Source organism: Bradyrhizobium sp. USDA 241 (assembly GCF_049739505.1).
In the GTDB taxonomy this organism is placed as follows: Bacteria; Pseudomonadota; Alphaproteobacteria; order Rhizobiales; family Xanthobacteraceae; genus Bradyrhizobium; species Bradyrhizobium liaoningense.
This window is the reverse complement of the sequence record NZ_JBMGPZ010000005.1, coordinates 1,247,292-1,265,855: the sequence shown is the minus strand read 5'-3', so window position 1 is coordinate 1,265,855 and position 18,564 is coordinate 1,247,292. Positions and strand designations below refer to the sequence as shown.

The window sequence follows — 18,564 nt, the reverse complement described above, 5'->3', positions numbered from 1 at the left end:
TCACGTTTCGCCGTCCGGCACGCCCTGCGCCTCACGGCGCCACATTCCCGGGCTGATGCCGACCACCGAGGAAAACACCCGGGTGAAGTGGCTTTGATTGGCGAACCCGGCCGATATCGCGATCTCCGCCAGCGACAGGTCGCGCACCGTCATCAATTGCTTGGCCGTGTCCACGCGCTGGCGCAGCAGCCATTGGTGCGGCGGCAGGCCGGTCGAGACGCGAAATGCGCGCGAAAAATGACTGACCGAGAGATCGAACTCGGCTGCGATCTTCTCCAGCGAAAGCTTTCCGCGGAGATCGGACTCCAGCCTTTCGCAAGCCCGCTTCACCTGCCAGGGAGCAAGGCCGCCGCGCGCCGGCTCGGCGGCGCGCCGCAATCCGCCATAGGTCGTCGCGACATGTGCGGTGAACGCGAGCATCATGTGGTCGATGAAGAGCTGGTTGGCCTCTTCAGGCTGCCGCAACGCCGCCAGGAACGACGCGCCGAGATGACGGATCGTCATATCGTCGTGGCCGACGCCGGGCTGATAGGCGAGCTCACCGATCCGCGGCGCGCCGCTTTGCCTCGCCATGTCGTCCAATGCCGAACGGGGCAGATGGAAGAACAGAGAATGGAAGGGCTTGTCGATCACGTAGCGCGGATCGCGTTTCAGGTCGTACAGATATGTGGCGCCGGCGCGGATATCGCGCTTGATCACGGATCGGCCGCGCTCCCAGCATTCGCAATCAGCGAAATCGCGGAATTTGAGGCTGACGAGATAGGCGTCCTCCGAGGGCATCGACTCGGAGAGACGCGGAATCGGATGGTCATCCCGTGTCTCGGTGACGGCGAGCTCGGCGCTGCGCAGCGAACGCGTGACCAGCGTTGGCGGCGCATCCTTCAAATGCAAGAACCGTTCGAACTTCTGCGCGAGGGCGCCCGCCTGTGCCATGGAGAGTGTCTCATATGTGAGGAGCCTGGGAAGCGGAGGCGCCACACCAGACCCACGCAATTATCCGACATCGGCAACCGACGGTCCAGATTTGCGCGTTGGAACGCCAGCCGCGTGACTCCTCGCGGCAGCTATCGTTCACAGGACATTTTCACAAGAGATTTCAACGGATTTTGAGGCCTCTCGCGCGATCTCCGTTCAATGCCTCGACAACTCGTCGTCCGCCCATCGTGCATTTGTGAAAGCGCGCACCTGCTTGGAGCATCCGTCACCGGCTGATCAATCCTGGCACGATGCCGGCCGACAGCTTCTTGCGCGATTACGGTTGCGGCGTCGGACGGGATCGGCGTCGCATCAGAACCTGTGCCTTCAAGCGCCGCGCGAAAGGTTTGTCGCGCCTCAAATGCAGCTCCTCGCTACTTCTTCTTCGCAGGTCCGAAATCCGGCTGCCATGCGACATCCTTGCGGGACGGGGCCGCGGCGATCACCTTGGCCTTGTCCTTCTTCGGCTTCTTGGCTTCGCGGTTGCCGCGTTGCTGGCCCTTTGCCATGTCGCTCTCCTTTGCTGGTTTAAGTTCATCGAATTCGTTCGGCTGCAGGATCCGGCCGCGCGGGGTGCAGACCCTGACGTCCATGTAGCCCTCCCGAAGCAGTTTTTCCGCGAGGCGTAGCGCGACCGCCGCAGTCCCGCGGCCGAGATTGGAACTGCCGTATTCGTTGGTTCCGCTGACCAGATACGGCACGCGTGTTGTCCTAGCCATTGAGGACCGCGGCTGCACACACGAGAAGCAGAGGAAAAAGCGGAACGATCATCGATGGCACGATCCATTCCGATATTCGAACACGCGACATCGAACGCTCCTGCGAAGCCTTCGGCGGGAGCATACGTGCCCTCGGTCACCGGCCGAAGCCATCGAGAAGCGCGGTGACGACAACAATCCTACGCCCGCGCCGAAACAATAGCGAGCGTTAAGTGCCTCTTGCCGTCGCACCGCGACATTACCGTTCGTACGGAAACGATAATGCTGGCTATTGCCGCGCCAAAGGCGCATGCTCGCGTCAGCGGCACCGGTTGGGGCTTCACTTGCGAAAGGCAGGCGTGCGCATGACCATCCGCTCGCGGCGAGAGACCGTCACCTTCAGGCATCCGTTCCACATCCGCGGCATCGAGCGCATTCTGCCGGCCGGCGCCTATGAGGTCGTCACGGACGAGGAGACGATCGAAGGCCTGACCTTCGCCGCCTATCGCCGGGTCGCCACGATGATCACCGTGCCCGCCGAAGGTGGGGGCGGTGCCATGGAGATGCTCTCGATCGGCTCTGTCGATCTTGCGAATGCTCAAGCTGCAGACGCGAGCATCGCCAATGACTGACCAGCCGGTCGATCTCGACAAGCGCCGTGGCATGGCCGCGCAAAAGGCCACCGACCTGCGCCGCGCGCTGGCTGATGTCGAGGCCCATGTCAGAGAGCTGCGCGAGCGCGAGGCCGATCTCGAACATCGCATGATGACGGTTCCCGCTGCGTCCTGGCCGGAGGCCGCTGTGAAGGCGCGCCATCTGCTCAACCTCTATGCTGCGAGCTTGCCGACTGAGGACACGCGCCATCGCGCGCTCGTCTCGGCGCTGTTCGACGATTTCGCCCGGCTGTCCGGAGAGGGCTGAGCGACGGCCGCCAGCATTCTCGACACGTGCATGCTCGGCGGGAGCCGGGAAGCGGGCGCGCGGTACCGGTCAATGATTGGATGGCGCGAACTCGCCGAAAGCAAACATCTAACGGAGTGAGCCATGACACTGACCAGCGGCCGCTTTATCGACCACGAATACGACCGGATGATCGTCCGGTTCTCGATGCATGACGGCGCCCGGGAGATTCCTTGCGCGATCTCGACCTCCGCGATGGATGATCTCGAGCGCGGCGCGCGAGTCAAGCCCGAGCAGCGGGAAGCCCAATTCGCCCGTCTACGCAATCGTATCGAAGCATGCGCCGCGAGCAAATATCGCGCCACAGAGTTCGAAGGCACGCCGCCGGGCATCGTGCTTCGAGGCATCGATTTCAGGCCATAAGGAAGACAGCAGCCGGGACAGCCAGGCCCGGCCGTTCTGCGGCCTCAACGGTGACGCGCCGTCATGATATCCGGAATCAAGATCGCTTCTACTCCGGCCTTGCTTTGATCTCCGGCAGGGGAGCCTTGCGCTCGAAGGGTTTCTTCTTCGGTGGCGCGGGCAGCAATCCCTCCCTGATCGCCTGCTTCCGGGCGAGCTTGCGGGCGCGGCGAATGGCCTCGGATTTCTCGCGGGTCTTTCTCTCGGACGGCTTTTCGTAGGAACGGCGCTGCTTCATTTCCCGGAAGACGCCCTCGCGCTGCATCTTCTTCTTGAGAACGCGGAGTGCCTGCTCAACGTTGTTGTCTCTGACGAGTACGTGCAATTTGATCCTCCTGGCCCGGGCTGCGAATGCGACACGTCCTGCAGGGCAGCCCATTGCGCAGGAGCTTCATTGCGAATTTTTGAGGATAGTGATGGCGACATCGTCGCGGCTTCGGACGAGCCGATCTGCCTGTCACGGCGAGCACCTTGGTGGCGTCAACGTGACCACTGTCGCGCAGCGCTGTCAATCGATAACGTCCTGCCCGCAGCTCGACGGACACACCAAAGCGCCTCGATCGGAACAGAAGAACTGGCTCCCAGAAAACAAACTGGCTGCGCTCCTTGCAAAATCGTGAAAGCCGTGTATATTATAGGTCGTTCGATTTAGCCGCTGTGCCTTGTTGAATGCGCCCGCGGGCTCCTTTTCCAAAGACATCGACGAAGTTGAAGTTAGCTGCGTGATTGTCGCGCGGGATGCGCTTGCGCGCTTTGGAGAAGAGAATGACGACAGGTACAGTCAAGTGGTTCAATGGCCAAAAGGGCTTCGGTTTCATTCAGCCGAGCGATGGCGGCAACGATGTGTTCGTTCACATCAGCGCGGTTGAACGCGCTGGTCTTGCTGGTCTCGGCGAGGGTCAAAAGGTCAATTTCGAGATCAAGACCGACAAGATGCGAGGCAAAGTCAGCGCTGAGAACCTCTCGCTGGCTTGATATCGTGGCGCCGTTTCACGGATGTACTGAAACGGTTGCTTCGCCCGCTCAATCCCGGGATTGAGCGGGTTTGGCCGTTGCGGATCCGGGTGAACGATGAGCACCAAGAAACCGGCAGAGCCGTCACCCGAAAGCATTGCGCGTTCCGATCGCAAGCGCCTCGCCGCTGAAGAGGGAGCCCGGGCGATGGCAGACGTCGAAAGACAAGCCGTCGAGGTTCGCAAGAACATGGCGCGGCTTCGAGAGGTGCGCGAGGCGAAGGAAGCGGCTGACGACGCGCTTCGAACAGCTTTGCCGGCGCCTACGCTGAAGAGGCGTTCAAGGAAGCCGGCGCGATAGTCGACTTCAACGCCGCCGGCCAAACTTGAAGTGCCGATCTCATTGCCGGAGAGTGCAGATCGTGCCTAGAATCAAACCAGACCACGGAACCATCACCTTCTTTCTCGCATCCGGCGCAAACCGCCAGCTGTGCCGGCTTGCCACGACATTCAACACCCAGAAGCAGGCCTTCAGCTATCTGCAGAAGCACCGAACGGAGTTCGAGCGTATGGCCCGGGCGCGCCTTGCTTCAGGGGAGCTCGAAGACGGGATTGTCGTGCTTCCGATGCTCTAAAGCATGATCGGGAAAAGTGCGCGGCGGTTTTTCCGACGATTCACCGTCCCAGATATCAAAGTAGAACTGCGACACTCAAATCGTCCTCTCGGACTGGCTGCGTCGTTCAGCCTCCCTCGCCAACCGGCGACGTCTTGGTGCCCAGCCTATTCTCGGATCGGCTTGCTGCGCTTGGACCGATCAACTCGTACGCGGTCGAATTCCTTGGGCCCGTCGAGCAGATTCCCCTTGCGGACTGCCCTGTCCTGCGCCGTCGTCGTCGTGTCGCCCATGCGATCGATCGCATCGCCGGCCATTTTGCGAGCGCGCTGCTTCTGGCGATCCGTATCGGCGTGCAACGCAAGCCCCAGTTCCACCAGGCGGCTTATGGCCTCGGACAGGCTGGGCTTGTCGCTCTGACAGGCGATCCATGCCGTGATGGCCTTAAGCTGCGGTTGCGAAGGTCGAAAGCCTGCCGCTCGGGCGGTGGCGCTGCTTTCCGGTCTTTTCATCGGGCCCATGCAGTTTGCAAGCAGGACGTGGCGCGGTGCCCCTCCGGCGGATGTCGAGGACCAAATCGCCGGGCGCCAATGCGTTCCCTATCGGCTTCGAATATCGCCCGAGGGCAGCTACGCCGACCGGTGCACCGCAGCCTCGCCCGCCGGCGCAATATCGAGCCGCCGCAGCATCGCCCTCGCCTGCTCGGCGCAGTGGTCGATCAGCCAGCGCTCGAAGGCGACAGGGGGCAACGCGGGTGTATAGAGGAACCCCTGGACGATGTCGCAGCCGAGCTCGGCCAGCGTCTTGCGCTGCCCCTCGGTCTCGACGCCCTCGGCGACCACGGTGATGCCGAGGCCCTGGCCGACGCGGACCACCGCGGTGGCGATCGCGAGCGCGCCCGCGTCTTTCTCGATGTCGCGCATGAAACTGCGATCGATCTTCAATTCGCGGATCGGCAGATGCGCGAGCCGGCTGAGGCTGGAGTAGCCGGTGCCGAAATCGTCCACCGAGAGGCCGACGCCGAGCTCGCGGATCGCGTTCATCGTCTCCAGCGCCGCGACGCCGTCCTGCATGAACGCGCCTTCGGTAATCTCCAGCATCAGCGCGTCCGGCGGCAGATCGTATTCGGCCAGGATGTCCTTGAGCCGCGCCGCCAGCGCGACGTTGCGGAAATTGATCGGCGACAGGTTCACCGAGACGCAGGGAATGTTGAGCCCGGCGTGGCGCCAGCTCGCGATCTGCCGGCAGGCCTCGCGCACGGACCACAGGCCGATCTGCTCGATCAGGCCGCATTCCTCGGCGAGCGGGATGAACTTTGCCGGCGAGACCTCGCCGAGCGCGGCATCGCGCCAGCGCGCCAGCGCTTCGACGCCATGGATCGCGCCGTCGCAGCTGCGGATCTGCGGCTGGTAGCTGAGACTCAGTGCGCCCTCCGCGATCGCGCGGCGCAGCGCCGCGATCAAGGCCAACCGCTGCTCGGCGAGCACGTTCATCTCGGCACTGAAGATGCGATGGGTCGAGCGTCCGGCCTGCTTGGCCATGTACATGGCGGCATCCGCCTGCTGCATCAAGGTGTCGATATCGGTGGCGTGATCGGGGTAGAGGCTGATGCCGATGCTGGCGGACATCGGCATCAGCTTCGACCCGAGCCGGAGCGGGCGCGCCAGCGCTTCGGCGATATCGGCCGCGACGCGCTCGGCGCTCTCGACGTTGCGTTGCGGCAGCAGGATGACGAACTCGTCGCCGCCGAGCCGCCCCAGCATGTCGCCGGGACCGATATGCTCGCGCAGGCGTTGCGCGAGCTGGACCAGGAGAGCTGGCCCCGCAAATTCGGACAGTAGCTTGAGTGGATTTTCTGCCTGACAGCGGCGAGGATTCTTGCTGCGAATCAGGAGCGAAGATGACGAAGAAGAGCCGCCGGACGCATTCTCCGGCATTCAAGGCGAAGGTTGCTTTGGCTGCGGTCAAAGGCGACAAGACACTGGCGGAGCTGGCGCAACTGTTTGATGTTCATCCGAACCAGATCACGATCTGGAAAAACCAGCTCCTGGAAGGCGCCGCCGGCGTGTTTGGGCATGACAAGACATCGGCCGAGACGCCGGTCGATTTGAAGGCGTTACATGCCAAGATCGGCGAGCTGGCGTTGGAAAACGATTTTTTGTCCGGCGCGCTCACCAAGGCGGGCCTGCTGAGCGCAAAGCGATGATCGACCGCGATCATGATCTTTCTATCGTGCGCCAGGCGAAGGTCCTGAAGCTGGCTCGCAGCACGGTCTACTATGAACCTCGGCCAGTTTCGGCCGAGGACCTTGCCTTGATGCGTCGGCTCGATGAGCTGCATCTCGATTATCCCTTCGCGGGAGCGCGTATGCTGCGATCGTTGCTGCGGCGGGAGGGCGTATACGCCGGTCGCCGCCACATCGCGACGCTGATGAAGCGCATGGGGATCGAGGCGGTCTATCGTCGCCCGAACACGAGCAAGCCGGCTCCGGGTCACAAGATCTACCCGTACCTGTTGCGCGGATTGAAGATCGAGCGGCCCGACCATGCGTGGGCAATGGACATCACCTACATTCCGATGCGGCGTGGCTTCGTCTATCTCGCGGCGGTCGTCGATGTGTTCAGCCGACGGGTCCTGGCCCATCGCGTCTCGATCACAATGGAGGCGGCCTTCTGCGTCGAAGCGGTCCAGGAGGCGTTGGCGAAGCACGGCAGGCCCGAGATTTTCAACACGGATCAGGGCAGCCAGTTCACCAGCCTCGAGTTCACCGATGTGCTGCTGGACGCGAAGATCGCCATCAGCATGGACGGCAAGGGCGCCTGGCGCGACAACGTGTTTGTCGAGCGGCTCTGGCGCACGGTCAAATACGAAGAAGTATATCTCCGCGCCTACGACAGCGTGTCCGAGGCGCGAGCGTCAATTGCCAAGTATCTGGCCTTCTACAATCAGGGACGCCCTCACTCGAGCCTTGACGGGCGCACGCCCGACGAGGCTTACTTCGGCACGCAAGCTATGGTGATGGCCGCATGACCGTCGCCGACGGTTTTGTCGTCGCTCTGGTCGGGCTACGCCCTCCCGACGCAACGACAAAACCGTAAAGCCCCGCGTTCAGCATAACCCGGCAGGAATCCACTTAAATCCAGCGGGGCGCTGTCCAAACAACCGGGGCCAGCTCTCAGGAGCTCGTCGCCAGCGGCGTGACCGAGCGTATCGTTGACGTCCTTGAAATGATCGACGTCGAGGAAGGCCAGCGCCACATGGCTGCCGGTCGAGCAGGCATCGATGGCCGTGGTGATCAGGTGCCGCAACTGGGCTCGATTGGGCAGGCCGGTGAGGATGTCGTGATAGGCGAGCCGCGCGATCTCGGCGCGCGCCTCCTTGCGCTCGATCGCGAAGGCGCCGAGGTCGACGCAGGCCTCGACGATGCGCCGGTGCCAATTGCTCGGCGCGCGCGGCTCGCGATAGTAAAAGGCGAAGGTCGCGATGACGCGGCCGTCCTTGGCCTTGACCGGGGTCGACCAGCAGGCACGCAGGCCGATCGCGAGCGGCATCGCCTTGTAGGGCTGCCAGCGCGGATCGGTGTCGAGATCGGTCGCCAGAACCGGCGTACCGTAGAAGGCCGCGGTGCCGCAGGAGCCGACATTGGGGCCGATCGCGATGCCGTCCAGCGCGCGGGAATAGTCCTCAGGCAGGCTGGGACCGCCGAGCGGATGGATCAGGCCGGCGGCATCGACGTGAAGCAGCGAACAGACCACGTCCGGCGCGATCTCCTCGACGCGGCGGCACAGCCGGTCGGCGATCTCGCCGATCGGCACCTCGTCGGCGAGCGCGCTCATGATGAGCTGCTGAAGCGAGCGCAGCTGCTTGGTCTCGGTGATATCCTCGAGCAGCGCGAAGATATGCTTGACCCGGCCCTTGCTGTCGCGGAACGTGTCGATCCGGGCGGAGACCCAGATCTCCTCGCCGTCCTTATCGTAGACGAGCAGTTCGGCCTCGCCGCGATGGCCGCCACGCATCAGGCGCCTGACGACCTTCGCGAGGGCCTTGCGATCGGTGTGACGACCGGCAACGAGCCCGTCGGCGCTGCGACCTGCGGCCTCCTCGCTGGTATAGCCGAACAGCGCCGTGAACGCCGAATTGACGTAGACGATGTTCTGATCGACGTCGGTGATGATCACCGCGCGGTTAGTCTGGTCGGCGACGGCGTGGAGAAGCCCGATCCTGACGCGCCGCTCCGCATCAAGAGTGACGTCGCGTGCGAACACGATGCGATGGGTCGCGCCGCCAATCGTCGTTGATGACATCGACACCTGCGCCTTGATGCGGCTGCCGTCGCGCCGCACGAGGCTGATCTCCTCGCGGAAATCCGCGGTCGCGCCGCGCCTCGAGACATTTGAGGGTGAGAACGGCGGCGTTGCGGCCGAGCACCTCGGTGGCAGCGAGCTTCCAGATCCGCTCCGCGGCAGGGTTGAAGTGCGTGATGCGATGCGCGTCATCGACGATGACGACGCCATCCTCGGCGCGTGCGAGTGCGGCGCGCAGCACGTCCGGGATTTCGGTCGCGGGACAATCGGAGGCAGACATCGTTGGAACCGGACGGCGTCGGGAACAAGTGGTACTGAACCGACGCTAGCGCTCGGGTGGTGTCCAAGACGTTTTTGCGGGCCCGTGGCGTCACGCCAAGACGTGACATGCTTAACGTTCTCCGAAGAAGGAACGAGCAATGCGATGCTTGAGATAACCTACCTCGCAATATCGCCGGGGAGCTTGTGCAGCCGGCCGGCGACGGCCCGCACCTTGCGCGGCGCGGCCCGCCAGATCGCGAGCGCCGACAATCCGCTCATGACGATCGCGATGGCAAAGGCAAGCGTGTAGTCGCCGGCACGATCGTAGAGGAAGCCCGTCACCCATGGTCCGGCCGCACCACCGGCCAGCGCCGCCAGCATGATCGTGCCGAAGATGCTGCCCTGATGCCTGCCCTGGAAGATCTCGAACACCACCGCCCCCATGATCGAGGTGAGACCGTAGCCGAGCGCGCCTTGCGTGAGGACCATCAGGTAAACCAGCCACAGCGACGGCTGGAATTTCAGCGCCATCAGCGCCGCAAAACAGATCGCAAAGCCCGCGCAGCTGATCGCCCACACCCATTCTCGCCCGATCCGGTCGGAGACATGGCCGAGCAGGATCTGGCCGGGAATTCCGAGCAGGCTGACGATGCCGAGTGCCCACACCGCAACATTGGGGCTGAAGCCGATGTCGAGCAGGAATTTGGTCTGATGCACCTGCACCGCGTACCAGATGTAAAGGCCGCAGAAATAGCCGAGCGCGATCCACCAGAAGCGCGCGGTCGCGACGGCTCGCTTGAGCGTCCAGTCGATCCCGACCCAGACGGGATCGACGACGTTGGAGACCGGTTGGGCCGCGCCCGGCGCCGGGGCGGCGTCGCCGTCCGGTTCAAGGCCGATGTCCTGCGGGCGCTTGTGCAAGAGCAGATTTATCGGCGCCAGCACCACCAGGATGAGCAGGCCCATCGCCGTGCAGGCGGTGCGCCAGCCGGTCTGCTCGATCATGTGCTGCACCCATGGCAGCAGCGTCACCGAGCCGATGCCGACACCGGCGAAAGCGATGCCGATGGCGAAGCCGCGCTTGCGGATGAACCAGTTCGGCAGGAACAGCGACTGGCCGGAATAGCCGAGGCACACCGAGCCCGCACCGACCATGACGCCGATAGTGACATAGAGATGCCACGGCGCGCTGGTCAGCGGTGCCAGCAGCAGCCCGCCGCCCATCAGCACGACGCCGAGTTCCATCACCGCGCGCGGACCGGCGCGATCCATCAGGCGGCCGATCAGCGGGCTGACCACGCCCGACACCACGAAGCCGAAGGAGAAGGCGCCCGCCGTGACGCCGCGCTCCCAGCCGAACTCGGAGATGATGGGCGGAAAGAACAGCGAAAAGGCGGTACGCGCGTTGACGCCGATGGCCATGGTGACGAAGGTCACGGCGACCACCACCCAGCCGTAGAAGAACGGAAGCCGCATGTTGTGCTTGTTTCATCCCTAGACGCTCCTTCGGATCATCCGGGAATGCTCTGGTCAAGCGCTTTTTCGCGCATGCCCGCTGGGCGAGGACGGAGCTGCCACGGCGTCGGACCGGACTTCGTCCCGGCCATCCACGCCCCGCGAGGCGCGTTCAGGCGGCGTCGCGCCGCGAAGGCTTGGCCGGCTCGTCGAACTGGATCCCTTCGATCGGTTGCGGCCTGCCCAACAGATAGCCTTGCGCAAAATTGACGCCGAGCACCTTCAGCCGCTCGAACTCCTCGCACGTCTCGACGCCCTCGGCCGTGACCGACATGTCCAGCCCGCGCGCCAGTGTCACGATCGCGGAGATGATGGCGGAGCTGCGCGGCTGATGCGTGAGGTTGCGGATGAACGACTTGTCGATCTTGATCTTGTCGAACGGGAACGCGGTCAGGTAGCTGAGCGACGAATAGCCGGTGCCGAAATCGTCGAGCGCCAGCTCGATCCCGATGCTCTTCAGCCGCTCCATGAAGGCGTGGTTCTCGACCGCGCGCTCCAGCAGCACGGATTCCGTAATCTCGATCTCCAGCCTCTGCGGCGGCAGGCCGGAATCGGCGAGCGCCGCGCAGATCATGTCGAACAGCTCAGCCTCCTTGAACTGGATCGGCGACAGGTTGACGGCGACCATGAGATCGGAGGGCCAGCCGGCGGCGTCAGCGCAGGCGCGCCGCAGCACGAATTCGCCGAGCGGCACGATCAGACCGGTCTCCTCCGCAAGCGAGATGAACTGGTCCGGCGGGATCAGTCCGCGCGTCGGATGTCGCCAGCGCACCAGCGCCTCGAAGCCGCGCCGTACGCCGCTGAGGGCGTCGACGAACGGCTGGTAGTGCACCTCCAGCTGGCACTGTGCGATGGCGTCGCGCAGATCTCCTTCCAGCGTGTTGCGGGCCTCCAGCTCGGCCGACATCGCCTCGTCGTAGATGGTGAAGCAGTTGCGGCCCGCCGATTTCGAACGATAGAGCGCGAGATCCGCCTTCTTCAGGAGCTGCTCCTGGTCGCTGCCGTGGTCCGGCGAGATCGCGATGCCGATGCTGGTGCCGATCTCGACGCGGTGTCCCGGCAGCAGGAAAGGCTCGCTCACGAGCTTGGCGATCTGCGCCGCCAGCTCGGTCGAGCAGGCGCGCTGGTCCTCGCAGGCTTCCTGGATGATGGCGAATTCGTCGCCGCCGAGCCGCGCCAGCACGTCGTTCGCACGCATCGCGGACTTCAACCGCTGCGCCACCTGGCGCAGCAGCGCATCGCCGGCTGCGTGACCGAGGGAGTCGTTGACGTTCTTGAAGCGGTCGAGGTCGAGCATCAGGATCGCGAAGGGCAGACCCGTCACGCCGGATTGCCCGTGCATCTCGTCGAGCCGGGTGAGGAAGAAGGCGCGGTTCGGCAGTCCGGTGAGTATGTCGGTCTGGGCAAGCTCGAGCACTCGCCGGTTCGCCTGCGACAGCCGCCGCGAATTGCGGCTCGCGAGCATCAGATAGGTCGACAGCGACATCGTCAGCAGCATGCCGACGATCAGCACCGCGCCCGCGCGATCGTAAGTCGTCGCCAGCGGACCGCCAGCGGTTGGAACCGCCCGCACCTGCCAGTCGGTATCACCGATCTTGAGACTGCCCGACCAGTGCACGGCCTGCGCGATGTCCCGCATCGAACGCGGCGCGGTGGCGGCCGACGAGTAATCCGGCAGCGTTTCCTCCTCGTTGGCGACCTGCGCCGCGAAGGGCGGGTAGACGTTCATGCTGACTGCCGGGCTTGCTCCGGTGGTCACGCGAATGGACTGGATCAGCAGCGGCAGGTCGAAGATGCCGACCACGAAGCCGGCGAGATTGCGGCGCCGGTCCGCGATCTCCTCGCGCGACGTGCCCTTGGCGTAGACGGGAATGGCGACGAGAACGTCGGGCACCCGGCTGCCCCCCTGCTTCGGCTCGAACAGGCGCGTGCGAATGGCTGCGACGCGATCGTTGTCGCGCGCACGCTCCAGCAGCGCCCGGCGCTCCGGAACGGTCGCGTAGTCCATGCCGTAGACCGACGAGGTCTTCGGCTGAGTCGAGTAGAACACCGGAAAATATTCGTCGCCCTGCGTTGCGGTGACGAATCTCTCACCCTGCAACGACTTGATCCGATAGCCGGACACGCCGTCGGCGATCGCCGCAGCCTCGTATTCGGCGCGCTCCTTGCTGTTGACGCGCGGCAACCAGGCAAGGCGCAGCATGCCGGGATGGCGCTCGAACAGGCGGGCGCTGAAGGTCTCGAATTCGCTGCGAGTGACCTCGTCGCTGGTCGATTCGAACAGCGTGCGCAGCGCGAGAAGCCGCGAGATGTACTCGTTCATGCCGTTCTGCATGACGATCGACTGGGTCTCGGCGGCGTTCTCGAACTCGCCCCGGTTGACGCGATCTTCCCACCGCGCCACGGCGGCAGCACCCACGATCGAGAACAGCAGGCCGATGCCGACCGCCACGAGCGCAGGGCGATAAAGCCCGAGCAGCGGCGCGGCACGCCACCATCCGCTCATACGCCTCCGATCCTGATCGTTCTGATCGCGACCGCCCATCTTGACCTGCAAGTCCCCATCGGTACGGCGGCACGAACTTCTGGTTGAGCCGCCGGCGCGACTACCGGACCAGGATCGGGGTTAAGAACTGCCCAATTTCGCAAACCGCACCGCCGCGCATCGCGCGGCTTAGTTAACGATTGCCCAGAAAGTTCCGGCAGAGTGGCAGTAACTTGCCGATTTTGCCCGGAGTCTTACGGACCGTCGACGCGGCACAAATTAGCGTCCTGTTCAGCCCGCAGGATTTATCGTTTCCGCAACCCGTCCTGTATTCGGCAAGCATCCTCATGTCACCATCGCCGTTCGCGACCTACGTCGGCTTGACCATCGCATTGTTGACCGCAGCGACGCTTTCCGCCAAAGGCGACGAAGTCGGCGTCGGCGAGGACGCGATCCTGTTCGGTCAGGCGGCAGCGCTCGAGGGCCCCTCCTCCGCGCTCGGACAGCGCATGCGGCAAGGCATCGTCGCGGCCTTCACCGAGATCAACGCCAAGGGCGGCGTCCACGGCCGCAAGCTCCAACTCATCAGCCGCGACGACGGCTACGACCCCGATCGTTCGGTGACGCAGACGCTGCGCCTGATCGAGGACGACAAGGTGTTCGCGCTGATCGGCGCGGTCGGCACGCCGACCGCCATCGCCACAATTCCGATCACCAGCACCAGGAACATTCCCTTCATCGGCCCCTTCAGCGGCGCCGAATTTCTCCGCGACCTCGAGCTTCCCAACGTCGTCAACATCCGCGCGAGCTACGGCGCGGAGGCCGAGGCCTGGGTCAAGCACCTCACCGAGGATCGCCGCTTCACCCGCATCGGCATCTTCTACCAGGACGATTCCTTCGGCCGCGACGGCCTCCTCGGCGTCAAGCGGGCGCTTGCGAGGCGCGGCCTCGAACTCGCCGCCGAGGGCACTTTCGAGCGCAACACCCGCGCTGTCGCCGCGGCCTTGCGGGTGATCAAGCGCGCCGAGCCCGAAGCCGTCGTCATGGTCGGGACCTACGGCCCCTGCGCGGAATTCATCAAGCTCGCGCGCCGCAGCGGCTTCTCTCCGACCTTCGTCAACGTCTCCTTCGTCGGCGCCAACGCGCTCGCCGGGGAGCTTGGCCCGGACGGCGAAGGCGTCATCGTCTCGCAGGTCGTGCCTTTTCCCTGGGACCGCTCGCTCAAGCTCGTCGCCGACTACCAGAGGGCGCAGCAGGCGTTCGATCCGACGCTGACACCGGACTTCGTGTCGCTCGAAGGCTATATCTCCGGTCGCCTCGCGGCCGCGGCGCTGGAAAGGGCCGGACCGCAGCCGACACGCGCGAGCCTGTTGCGCACCATCAACGATATCGGCCGTTTCGACATCAGCGGCACCATCGTCACCGTCGGCCCGCGCATGATCGACACGCCGCCGAAGGTGTTCCTGACGGTGATCCAGAAGGACGGGACGTTCACGGCGGTCGACCGATTGTAGCCGTAGAAGATTCGCTCCGTGATCCAGCGCACAGACGGCTTCATGGCGCAGACGTAGAAAAAGTGACATCATCGCGCGTAGTGCCGATGGAGGTGACACCATGCGCCGTCCAACCTTTTCCAATCTTCTGCTTGCATCCGGGCTTCTTGCGCTCACGCAATTGATGACGCCGACCGGCGCCGCCGCCGAAACGCGGCTTGCGCTGGTGATCGGTCAATCCGCCTATCGTGCCGTGCCGGAGCTGCCCAACGCCGCCAACGATGCCAAAGGCATGACGGAGCTGCTCGGCAATGCCGGCTTCACCGTCACCACCGCGGCCAACCTTTCGCAGAACGAGATGCGCGCGGCGATCTCGGATTTCGCCGGCAAGGTCGGTGCCAGCGGCGCCGATACCGTCGCACTGGTGTTCTATGCCGGCCATGGCCTGCAGATTGACGGCGAGAATTATCTGGTGCCGGTTGATCTCGACCCCAAGCGCGAGGCCGACATTCCGCTCCAGGGGGTGCGGCTGAACGACCTTCTCAGCACGCTCGGCGCGCTGCCGACGCGGGCGCGCATCTTCATGCTCGATGCCTGCCGCAACAATCCGTTCCCCGCGCTCAGCGGCGCCGGCCACGGACTTGCGATCGTCGACACCAAGGCCGGCGCGCCCGGCTCCTTCATCTCCTATTCGACCTCGCCCGGCGCCGAAGCCGAGGACGGCAACGGCATCGACAGCCCCTACACCGCGGCTGCGCTGACCATCGCCAAGCAGCCCAATCTGCCGATCGAGGAGGTCTTCAAGCGGATCCGCGTCGCCGTGGCGCAATCGACCGACGGCCGGCAGATCCCCTGGGAAAGCTCGTCCCTGACCACCGACTTCAGGTTCTTCGGCGAGAGCAGCGGCAGCACGCCCGCGCTTCCCGGCGCTTCGGCGATGGCGCTCGCCGGCGGCACGCGCAGCCTCGAAGACTGGCGCAAAGAATTACGAGGCAAGCCTGCCATGGTCGCCTATGAGCTCGTGATCACCGAGGACACTGTCGAGGCGTATCAGGCCTATGTCGAGCTCTACGCGCAGGACACCCGCACGCCGCGCCTGCGCACCGTGCTGGAGCGCCGGCGTCAGATGCTGGCGTGGGAGCGCGCCACCGCGATCAACACCCGCGCCTCGTTCGAGGCTTACCTTGTGAACTGGGACAATAGCGACCTGGCTGCGACCGCTCGCCGGCTGCTGCTGCGCGTCCAGAACCGCAATTACGGCCAACCCGTCGCCGCCGCCTCGGCGCCTGCCCCGATCGCCGTCGCGACGGCACCGACCTGCCCGTGCTCGACGCCGACGCCGGCGACGCCCGTCAATCCGAGCGTTCCGCCCACCATCAAGAAACGCGTCGACGACACCCCGCCGAAGCGCAAGGTCGTCGATACGCCGCCGAAGCCGCGCCGGCCGCCCCCGCCCGAAGAAGTGGTCGTCTACGAGCGTGCCCCGCCGCCGCCCCCGCCCGCAGCCGTGGGTGTCGGCATCGGGATCGGAATCGGCATGGGCCGCGGTGGCTACGGCGGCGGCTATGGCGGCCCGGCGCGCGGCGACTACCGCAGGTACTGATCCGACCCGGCACAACATCGCGCCGGCTCGCGTTCAGGCGAGCCGGCGTGCGGCTGTCTTGGTTCGCTACGCTTCCGGGACGATCTTGCCGGGGTTGAAGATGTTGAGCGGATCGAGCGCCTTCTTCAGCGCCCGCATCGCATCGAGCGCCTCGGGGCCGAGCTCGGCCTTGAGATATTTCTGCTTGCCCTGGCCGATGCCGTGCTCGCCGGTGCAGGTGCCGTCCATCGCCTGCGCGCGCTCGACCAGGCGATGCATGAACTCCTCGCCGCGCGCCATCTCCTCGGCATCGTTGGTATCGCAGACCAGCGAGCAGTGGAAATTGCCGTCGCCGACATGACCGACGATCGGCGACAGCAAATTGAGGCGCTTGAGATCCTCCTCGGTCTCGCTGACGCAGTCGGCGAGCCGCGAGATCGGCACGCAGACGTCGGTCGCGACCACGCCGATGCTGTCGCCGGGCCGCAGCGCCTTCACCGACCAATAGGCGTCGTGCCGCGCCTGCCACAGCTTGGTGCGGTCCTCCGGCTTGGTGGTCCAGGAGAAGTCGCCGCCGCCGCAATCCTTTGCGATCTCGCCGAAGGCCTTGGATTGCTCGGCGACCTCGATCTCACTGCCGTGGAATTCCATCAGCAGCAGCGGCGTCTCCGGCAGCGTCAGCTTCGAATAGGCATTGCAGGCCTTGACCTGCGCGGCATTGAGCAGCTCGATGCGTGCGACCGGGAATGCCGGTCTGGATCGCCAGGATGACGGCCTGACAGGCGCCGTGCACGGTCTCGAACGAGACCGCGCCGGCCGCGATCGTCTCGGGGATACCGCGCAAACGGATGGTCAGCTCCGAGATGATGCCGAGCGTGCCTTCGGCGCCGACGAACAGATGCGTGAGGTCGTAACCGGCGGATGACTTCTTCGCGCGCGTGCCTGTGGTGATGATCTCGCCGTCGCCGCGCACCACCTTGAGCGCCAGCACGCTGTCGCGCATGGTGCCGTAGCGCACCGCGTTGGTGCCGGAGGCGCGGGTCGAGGCCATGCCGCCGAGCGAAGCATCCGCGCCGGGATCGATCGGGAAGAACAGGCCCTGGTCGCGCAGATGCTCGTTCAGCGCCTTGCGGGTGACGCCGGGCTGGATCACGCAGTCGAGGTCCTCGGCATGCACCGCCAGCACCTTGTTCATGTCGCGCAGGTCGATCGAGATGCCGCCCGCGGGCGCGTTGACCTGGCCCTCGAGCGAGGTGCCGGTGCCGAAGGCAATGACCGGCACGCGATTTTTCGCGCAGATCCGCACCACGTCCTGGATGTCGGCGGTCTCCTGCGCCATCACCACGCCGTCCGGCGGCTGGTTGGGGATCCACGTTGTGGTATGGCCGTGCTGCTCGCGCACGGCCTGCGAGGTGATGAGGCGGTTGCCGAAACGTGCGGCAAGCTGCTCCAGCGTGCTCGCGAGGGCTTTCGGCTCCGGCCGCGGCGGATTATTGGTGATGGTCGTACCCACGGAATTCCTCCCGAAAGAAGAACCGTGGCAAAGGACATAAAACCGGTCAAGTCAAGCGACCGGACGCATAGCTGGAAGGAAACATGCCGGAGACTGCCGCCTCAAGGCCCGAAGCCGCGCCGTTCCGCGCCTCGATCATGCAGATCGAGCCGCAATGGATCGACTATAACGGCCATCTCAACATGGCCTATTACAACGTGATGTTCGACCGCGCGATCGACCAGCTCTGGCTGGAGCTCGGGATCGGGCCGACCTACATGAAGGAGCGAGGCGGCTCGACCTTCACGGCCGAATGCCATGTGCGGTATCTCCGGGAAATCCATTTGGGCGATCCCGTGCAGATCCTCGTCTGGCTGCTCGAGGCCGACGACAAGCGGCTGCACACGTTCGAGGAGATGCGGCACGCGACCGAGGGCTGGCTGTCGGCCACGTCCGAGAACATGTCGCTGCACATGGACATGAATGCACGGCGCGTCGCGCCGTTTCCGCCAGACATCCGCGAACGTATCGCTGGGATCACAAAGGCCCACGCCGCCGTGCCGCGGCCCGAGGACATCGGCCGCAGTGTGGCGATGCCCGCGAAGCGGTAGCAGCTCAGGCTGCATCCGCCTGGTGGTTTCACCTCTCCCCGGCGGGGAGGGCTATCGCATATGACTTTTCGGACGGGCCTGAGCAAGCGCCTCGTCCTTCGAGACGACCGCGGAGCCTGTCATCGGGCCGCGCTGTGCGCGGACCCGGTGGCGGTCTCCTCAGCATGAGGCTTCGCTAAAGCGGTGTCCCTTGAAACTGCTGCCGCACACTCCGCCCTC

At 64.8% G+C, this 18,564-nt stretch carries 18 protein-coding genes and 2 pseudogenes; 10 read left to right on the top strand and 10 right to left on the bottom strand.

Annotated features, from left to right (window positions below):
- Together ABIF91_RS27845 and ABIF91_RS27840 are read right to left on the bottom strand one after the other, a co-directional pair.
- The gene (locus ABIF91_RS27845; RefSeq protein WP_035675642.1) at nucleotides 1–933 is read right to left on the bottom strand and encodes a helix-turn-helix domain-containing protein; all 933 of its coding nucleotides are present in this window, start codon (nucleotides 931–933) and stop codon (nucleotides 1–3) included.
- A 416-nt stretch (nucleotides 934–1,349) separates the two neighbouring features.
- Complete coding sequence (locus tag ABIF91_RS27840) at nucleotides 1,350–1,676, bottom strand: hypothetical protein (RefSeq protein WP_063709774.1); 327 nt, start codon at nucleotides 1,674–1,676, stop codon at nucleotides 1,350–1,352.
- A gap of 362 nt (nucleotides 1,677–2,038) precedes the next feature.
- Between ABIF91_RS27840 and ABIF91_RS27835 the strand changes: the two genes are divergently transcribed.
- The 3 genes from ABIF91_RS27835 (at nucleotide 2,039) to ABIF91_RS27825 (ending at nucleotide 2,996) form a co-directional block, all read left to right on the top strand.
- A complete protein-coding gene (locus ABIF91_RS27835) occupies nucleotides 2,039–2,305 on the top strand; it encodes a hypothetical protein (RefSeq protein ID WP_028181642.1) in 267 nt (88 codons plus the stop codon).
- Nucleotides 2,298–2,594 carry a hypothetical protein gene (locus tag ABIF91_RS27830; protein ID WP_028181641.1) on the top strand — a complete coding sequence of 99 codons (297 nt, stop codon included), beginning with the start codon at nucleotides 2,298–2,300 and terminating at the stop codon, nucleotides 2,592–2,594. The genes ABIF91_RS27835 and ABIF91_RS27830 overlap by 8 nt, the downstream gene beginning before the upstream one ends.
- Before the next feature lie 123 nt (nucleotides 2,595–2,717).
- Nucleotides 2,718–2,996, top strand: a complete 279-nt coding sequence (locus tag ABIF91_RS27825) for a DUF1488 domain-containing protein (protein WP_028181640.1) — start codon at nucleotides 2,718–2,720, stop codon at nucleotides 2,994–2,996.
- Nucleotides 2,997–3,084: 88 nt separating this feature from the next.
- Here ABIF91_RS27825 and rpsU read toward each other — a convergent pair whose 3' ends face one another.
- Nucleotides 3,085–3,360 (bottom strand): 30S ribosomal protein S21, encoded by a 276-nt coding sequence (rpsU, locus tag ABIF91_RS27820; protein WP_028181639.1) that lies wholly within the window; start codon nucleotides 3,358–3,360, stop codon nucleotides 3,085–3,087.
- A gap of 440 nt (nucleotides 3,361–3,800) precedes the next feature.
- On the opposite strand from rpsU, the gene ABIF91_RS27815 reads away from it, so the two are divergent.
- The 3 genes from ABIF91_RS27815 to ABIF91_RS27805 all read left to right on the top strand — a co-directional run bounded on the left by ABIF91_RS27815 (nucleotide 3,801) and on the right by ABIF91_RS27805 (nucleotide 4,623).
- Entirely contained in the window at nucleotides 3,801–4,010 is a 210-nt protein-coding gene (locus ABIF91_RS27815) for a cold-shock protein (RefSeq protein WP_028181638.1), read from the top strand.
- Nucleotides 4,011–4,106: 96 nt separating this feature from the next.
- Nucleotides 4,107–4,349 carry a hypothetical protein gene (locus ABIF91_RS27810; protein ID WP_028181637.1) on the top strand — a complete coding sequence of 81 codons (243 nt, stop codon included), beginning with the start codon at nucleotides 4,107–4,109 and terminating at the stop codon, nucleotides 4,347–4,349.
- Nucleotides 4,350–4,401: 52 nt separating this feature from the next.
- On the top strand, nucleotides 4,402–4,623 hold the full coding sequence (locus ABIF91_RS27805) for a hypothetical protein (protein WP_028181636.1): 222 nt from the start codon (nucleotides 4,402–4,404) through the stop codon (nucleotides 4,621–4,623).
- A 146-nt stretch (nucleotides 4,624–4,769) separates the two neighbouring features.
- Here ABIF91_RS27805 and ABIF91_RS27800 read toward each other — a convergent pair whose 3' ends face one another.
- Together ABIF91_RS27800 and ABIF91_RS27795 are read right to left on the bottom strand one after the other, a co-directional pair.
- The gene (locus ABIF91_RS27800; RefSeq protein WP_155252071.1) at nucleotides 4,770–5,114 is read right to left on the bottom strand and encodes a hypothetical protein; all 345 of its coding nucleotides are present in this window, start codon (nucleotides 5,112–5,114) and stop codon (nucleotides 4,770–4,772) included.
- A gap of 117 nt (nucleotides 5,115–5,231) precedes the next feature.
- Nucleotides 5,232–6,428: pseudogene (locus tag ABIF91_RS27795) on the bottom strand (putative bifunctional diguanylate cyclase/phosphodiesterase); the annotation flags it as partial.
- A 74-nt stretch (nucleotides 6,429–6,502) separates the two neighbouring features.
- Between ABIF91_RS27795 and ABIF91_RS27790 the strand changes: the two are divergent.
- A protein-coding gene (locus ABIF91_RS27790) for an IS3-like element ISRj2 family transposase (protein WP_129557670.1) occupies nucleotides 6,503–7,632 on the top strand; the annotation gives its coding sequence in 2 pieces (ribosomal slippage) (nucleotides 6,503–6,755 and nucleotides 6,755–7,632; 1,131 coding nt in all).
- A 35-nt stretch (nucleotides 7,633–7,667) separates the two neighbouring features.
- Here the strand turns inward: ABIF91_RS27790 and ABIF91_RS27785 are convergent.
- The 4 genes from ABIF91_RS27785 to ABIF91_RS27770 all read right to left on the bottom strand — a co-directional run bounded on the left by ABIF91_RS27785 (nucleotide 7,668) and on the right by ABIF91_RS27770 (nucleotide 13,227).
- Complete coding sequence (locus tag ABIF91_RS27785) at nucleotides 7,668–8,945, bottom strand: PAS domain S-box protein (protein ID WP_424579501.1); 1,278 nt, start codon at nucleotides 8,943–8,945, stop codon at nucleotides 7,668–7,670.
- Nucleotides 8,842–9,186 (bottom strand): PAS domain S-box protein, encoded by a 345-nt coding sequence (locus ABIF91_RS27780; protein WP_424579500.1) that lies wholly within the window; start codon nucleotides 9,184–9,186, stop codon nucleotides 8,842–8,844. Before ABIF91_RS27780 ends, ABIF91_RS27785 begins: the two co-directional genes overlap by 104 nt.
- Before the next feature lie 158 nt (nucleotides 9,187–9,344).
- Nucleotides 9,345–10,643 (bottom strand): MFS transporter, encoded by a 1,299-nt coding sequence (locus tag ABIF91_RS27775; protein ID WP_028178323.1) that lies wholly within the window; start codon nucleotides 10,641–10,643, stop codon nucleotides 9,345–9,347.
- 151 nt (nucleotides 10,644–10,794) lie between these two features.
- Nucleotides 10,795–13,227, bottom strand: a complete 2,433-nt coding sequence (locus ABIF91_RS27770) for a bifunctional diguanylate cyclase/phosphodiesterase (protein ID WP_424579499.1) — start codon at nucleotides 13,225–13,227, stop codon at nucleotides 10,795–10,797.
- A gap of 287 nt (nucleotides 13,228–13,514) precedes the next feature.
- Here ABIF91_RS27770 and ABIF91_RS27765 point away from each other — a divergent pair, with 287 nt between their 5' ends.
- Both ABIF91_RS27765 and ABIF91_RS27760 read left to right on the top strand, forming a co-directional pair.
- Nucleotides 13,515–14,681: an ABC transporter substrate-binding protein gene (locus tag ABIF91_RS27765; protein WP_028178321.1), complete on the top strand. Its 1,167-nt coding sequence runs from the start codon at nucleotides 13,515–13,517 to the stop codon at nucleotides 14,679–14,681.
- A gap of 100 nt (nucleotides 14,682–14,781) precedes the next feature.
- Nucleotides 14,782–16,263 (top strand): caspase family protein, encoded by a 1,482-nt coding sequence (locus ABIF91_RS27760; RefSeq protein WP_028178320.1) that lies wholly within the window; start codon nucleotides 14,782–14,784, stop codon nucleotides 16,261–16,263.
- Nucleotides 16,264–16,329: 66 nt separating this feature from the next.
- Here the strand turns inward: ABIF91_RS27760 and ABIF91_RS27755 are convergent.
- A pseudogene (locus tag ABIF91_RS27755) lies at nucleotides 16,330–17,755 on the bottom strand (FAD-binding oxidoreductase).
- 83 nt (nucleotides 17,756–17,838) lie between these two features.
- On the opposite strand from ABIF91_RS27755, the gene ABIF91_RS27750 reads away from it, so the two are divergent.
- Nucleotides 17,839–18,345, top strand: a complete 507-nt coding sequence (locus ABIF91_RS27750; RefSeq protein ID WP_028178318.1) for a thioesterase family protein — start codon at nucleotides 17,839–17,841, stop codon at nucleotides 18,343–18,345.
- The last annotated feature ends 219 nt before the right edge of the window (nucleotides 18,346–18,564 follow it).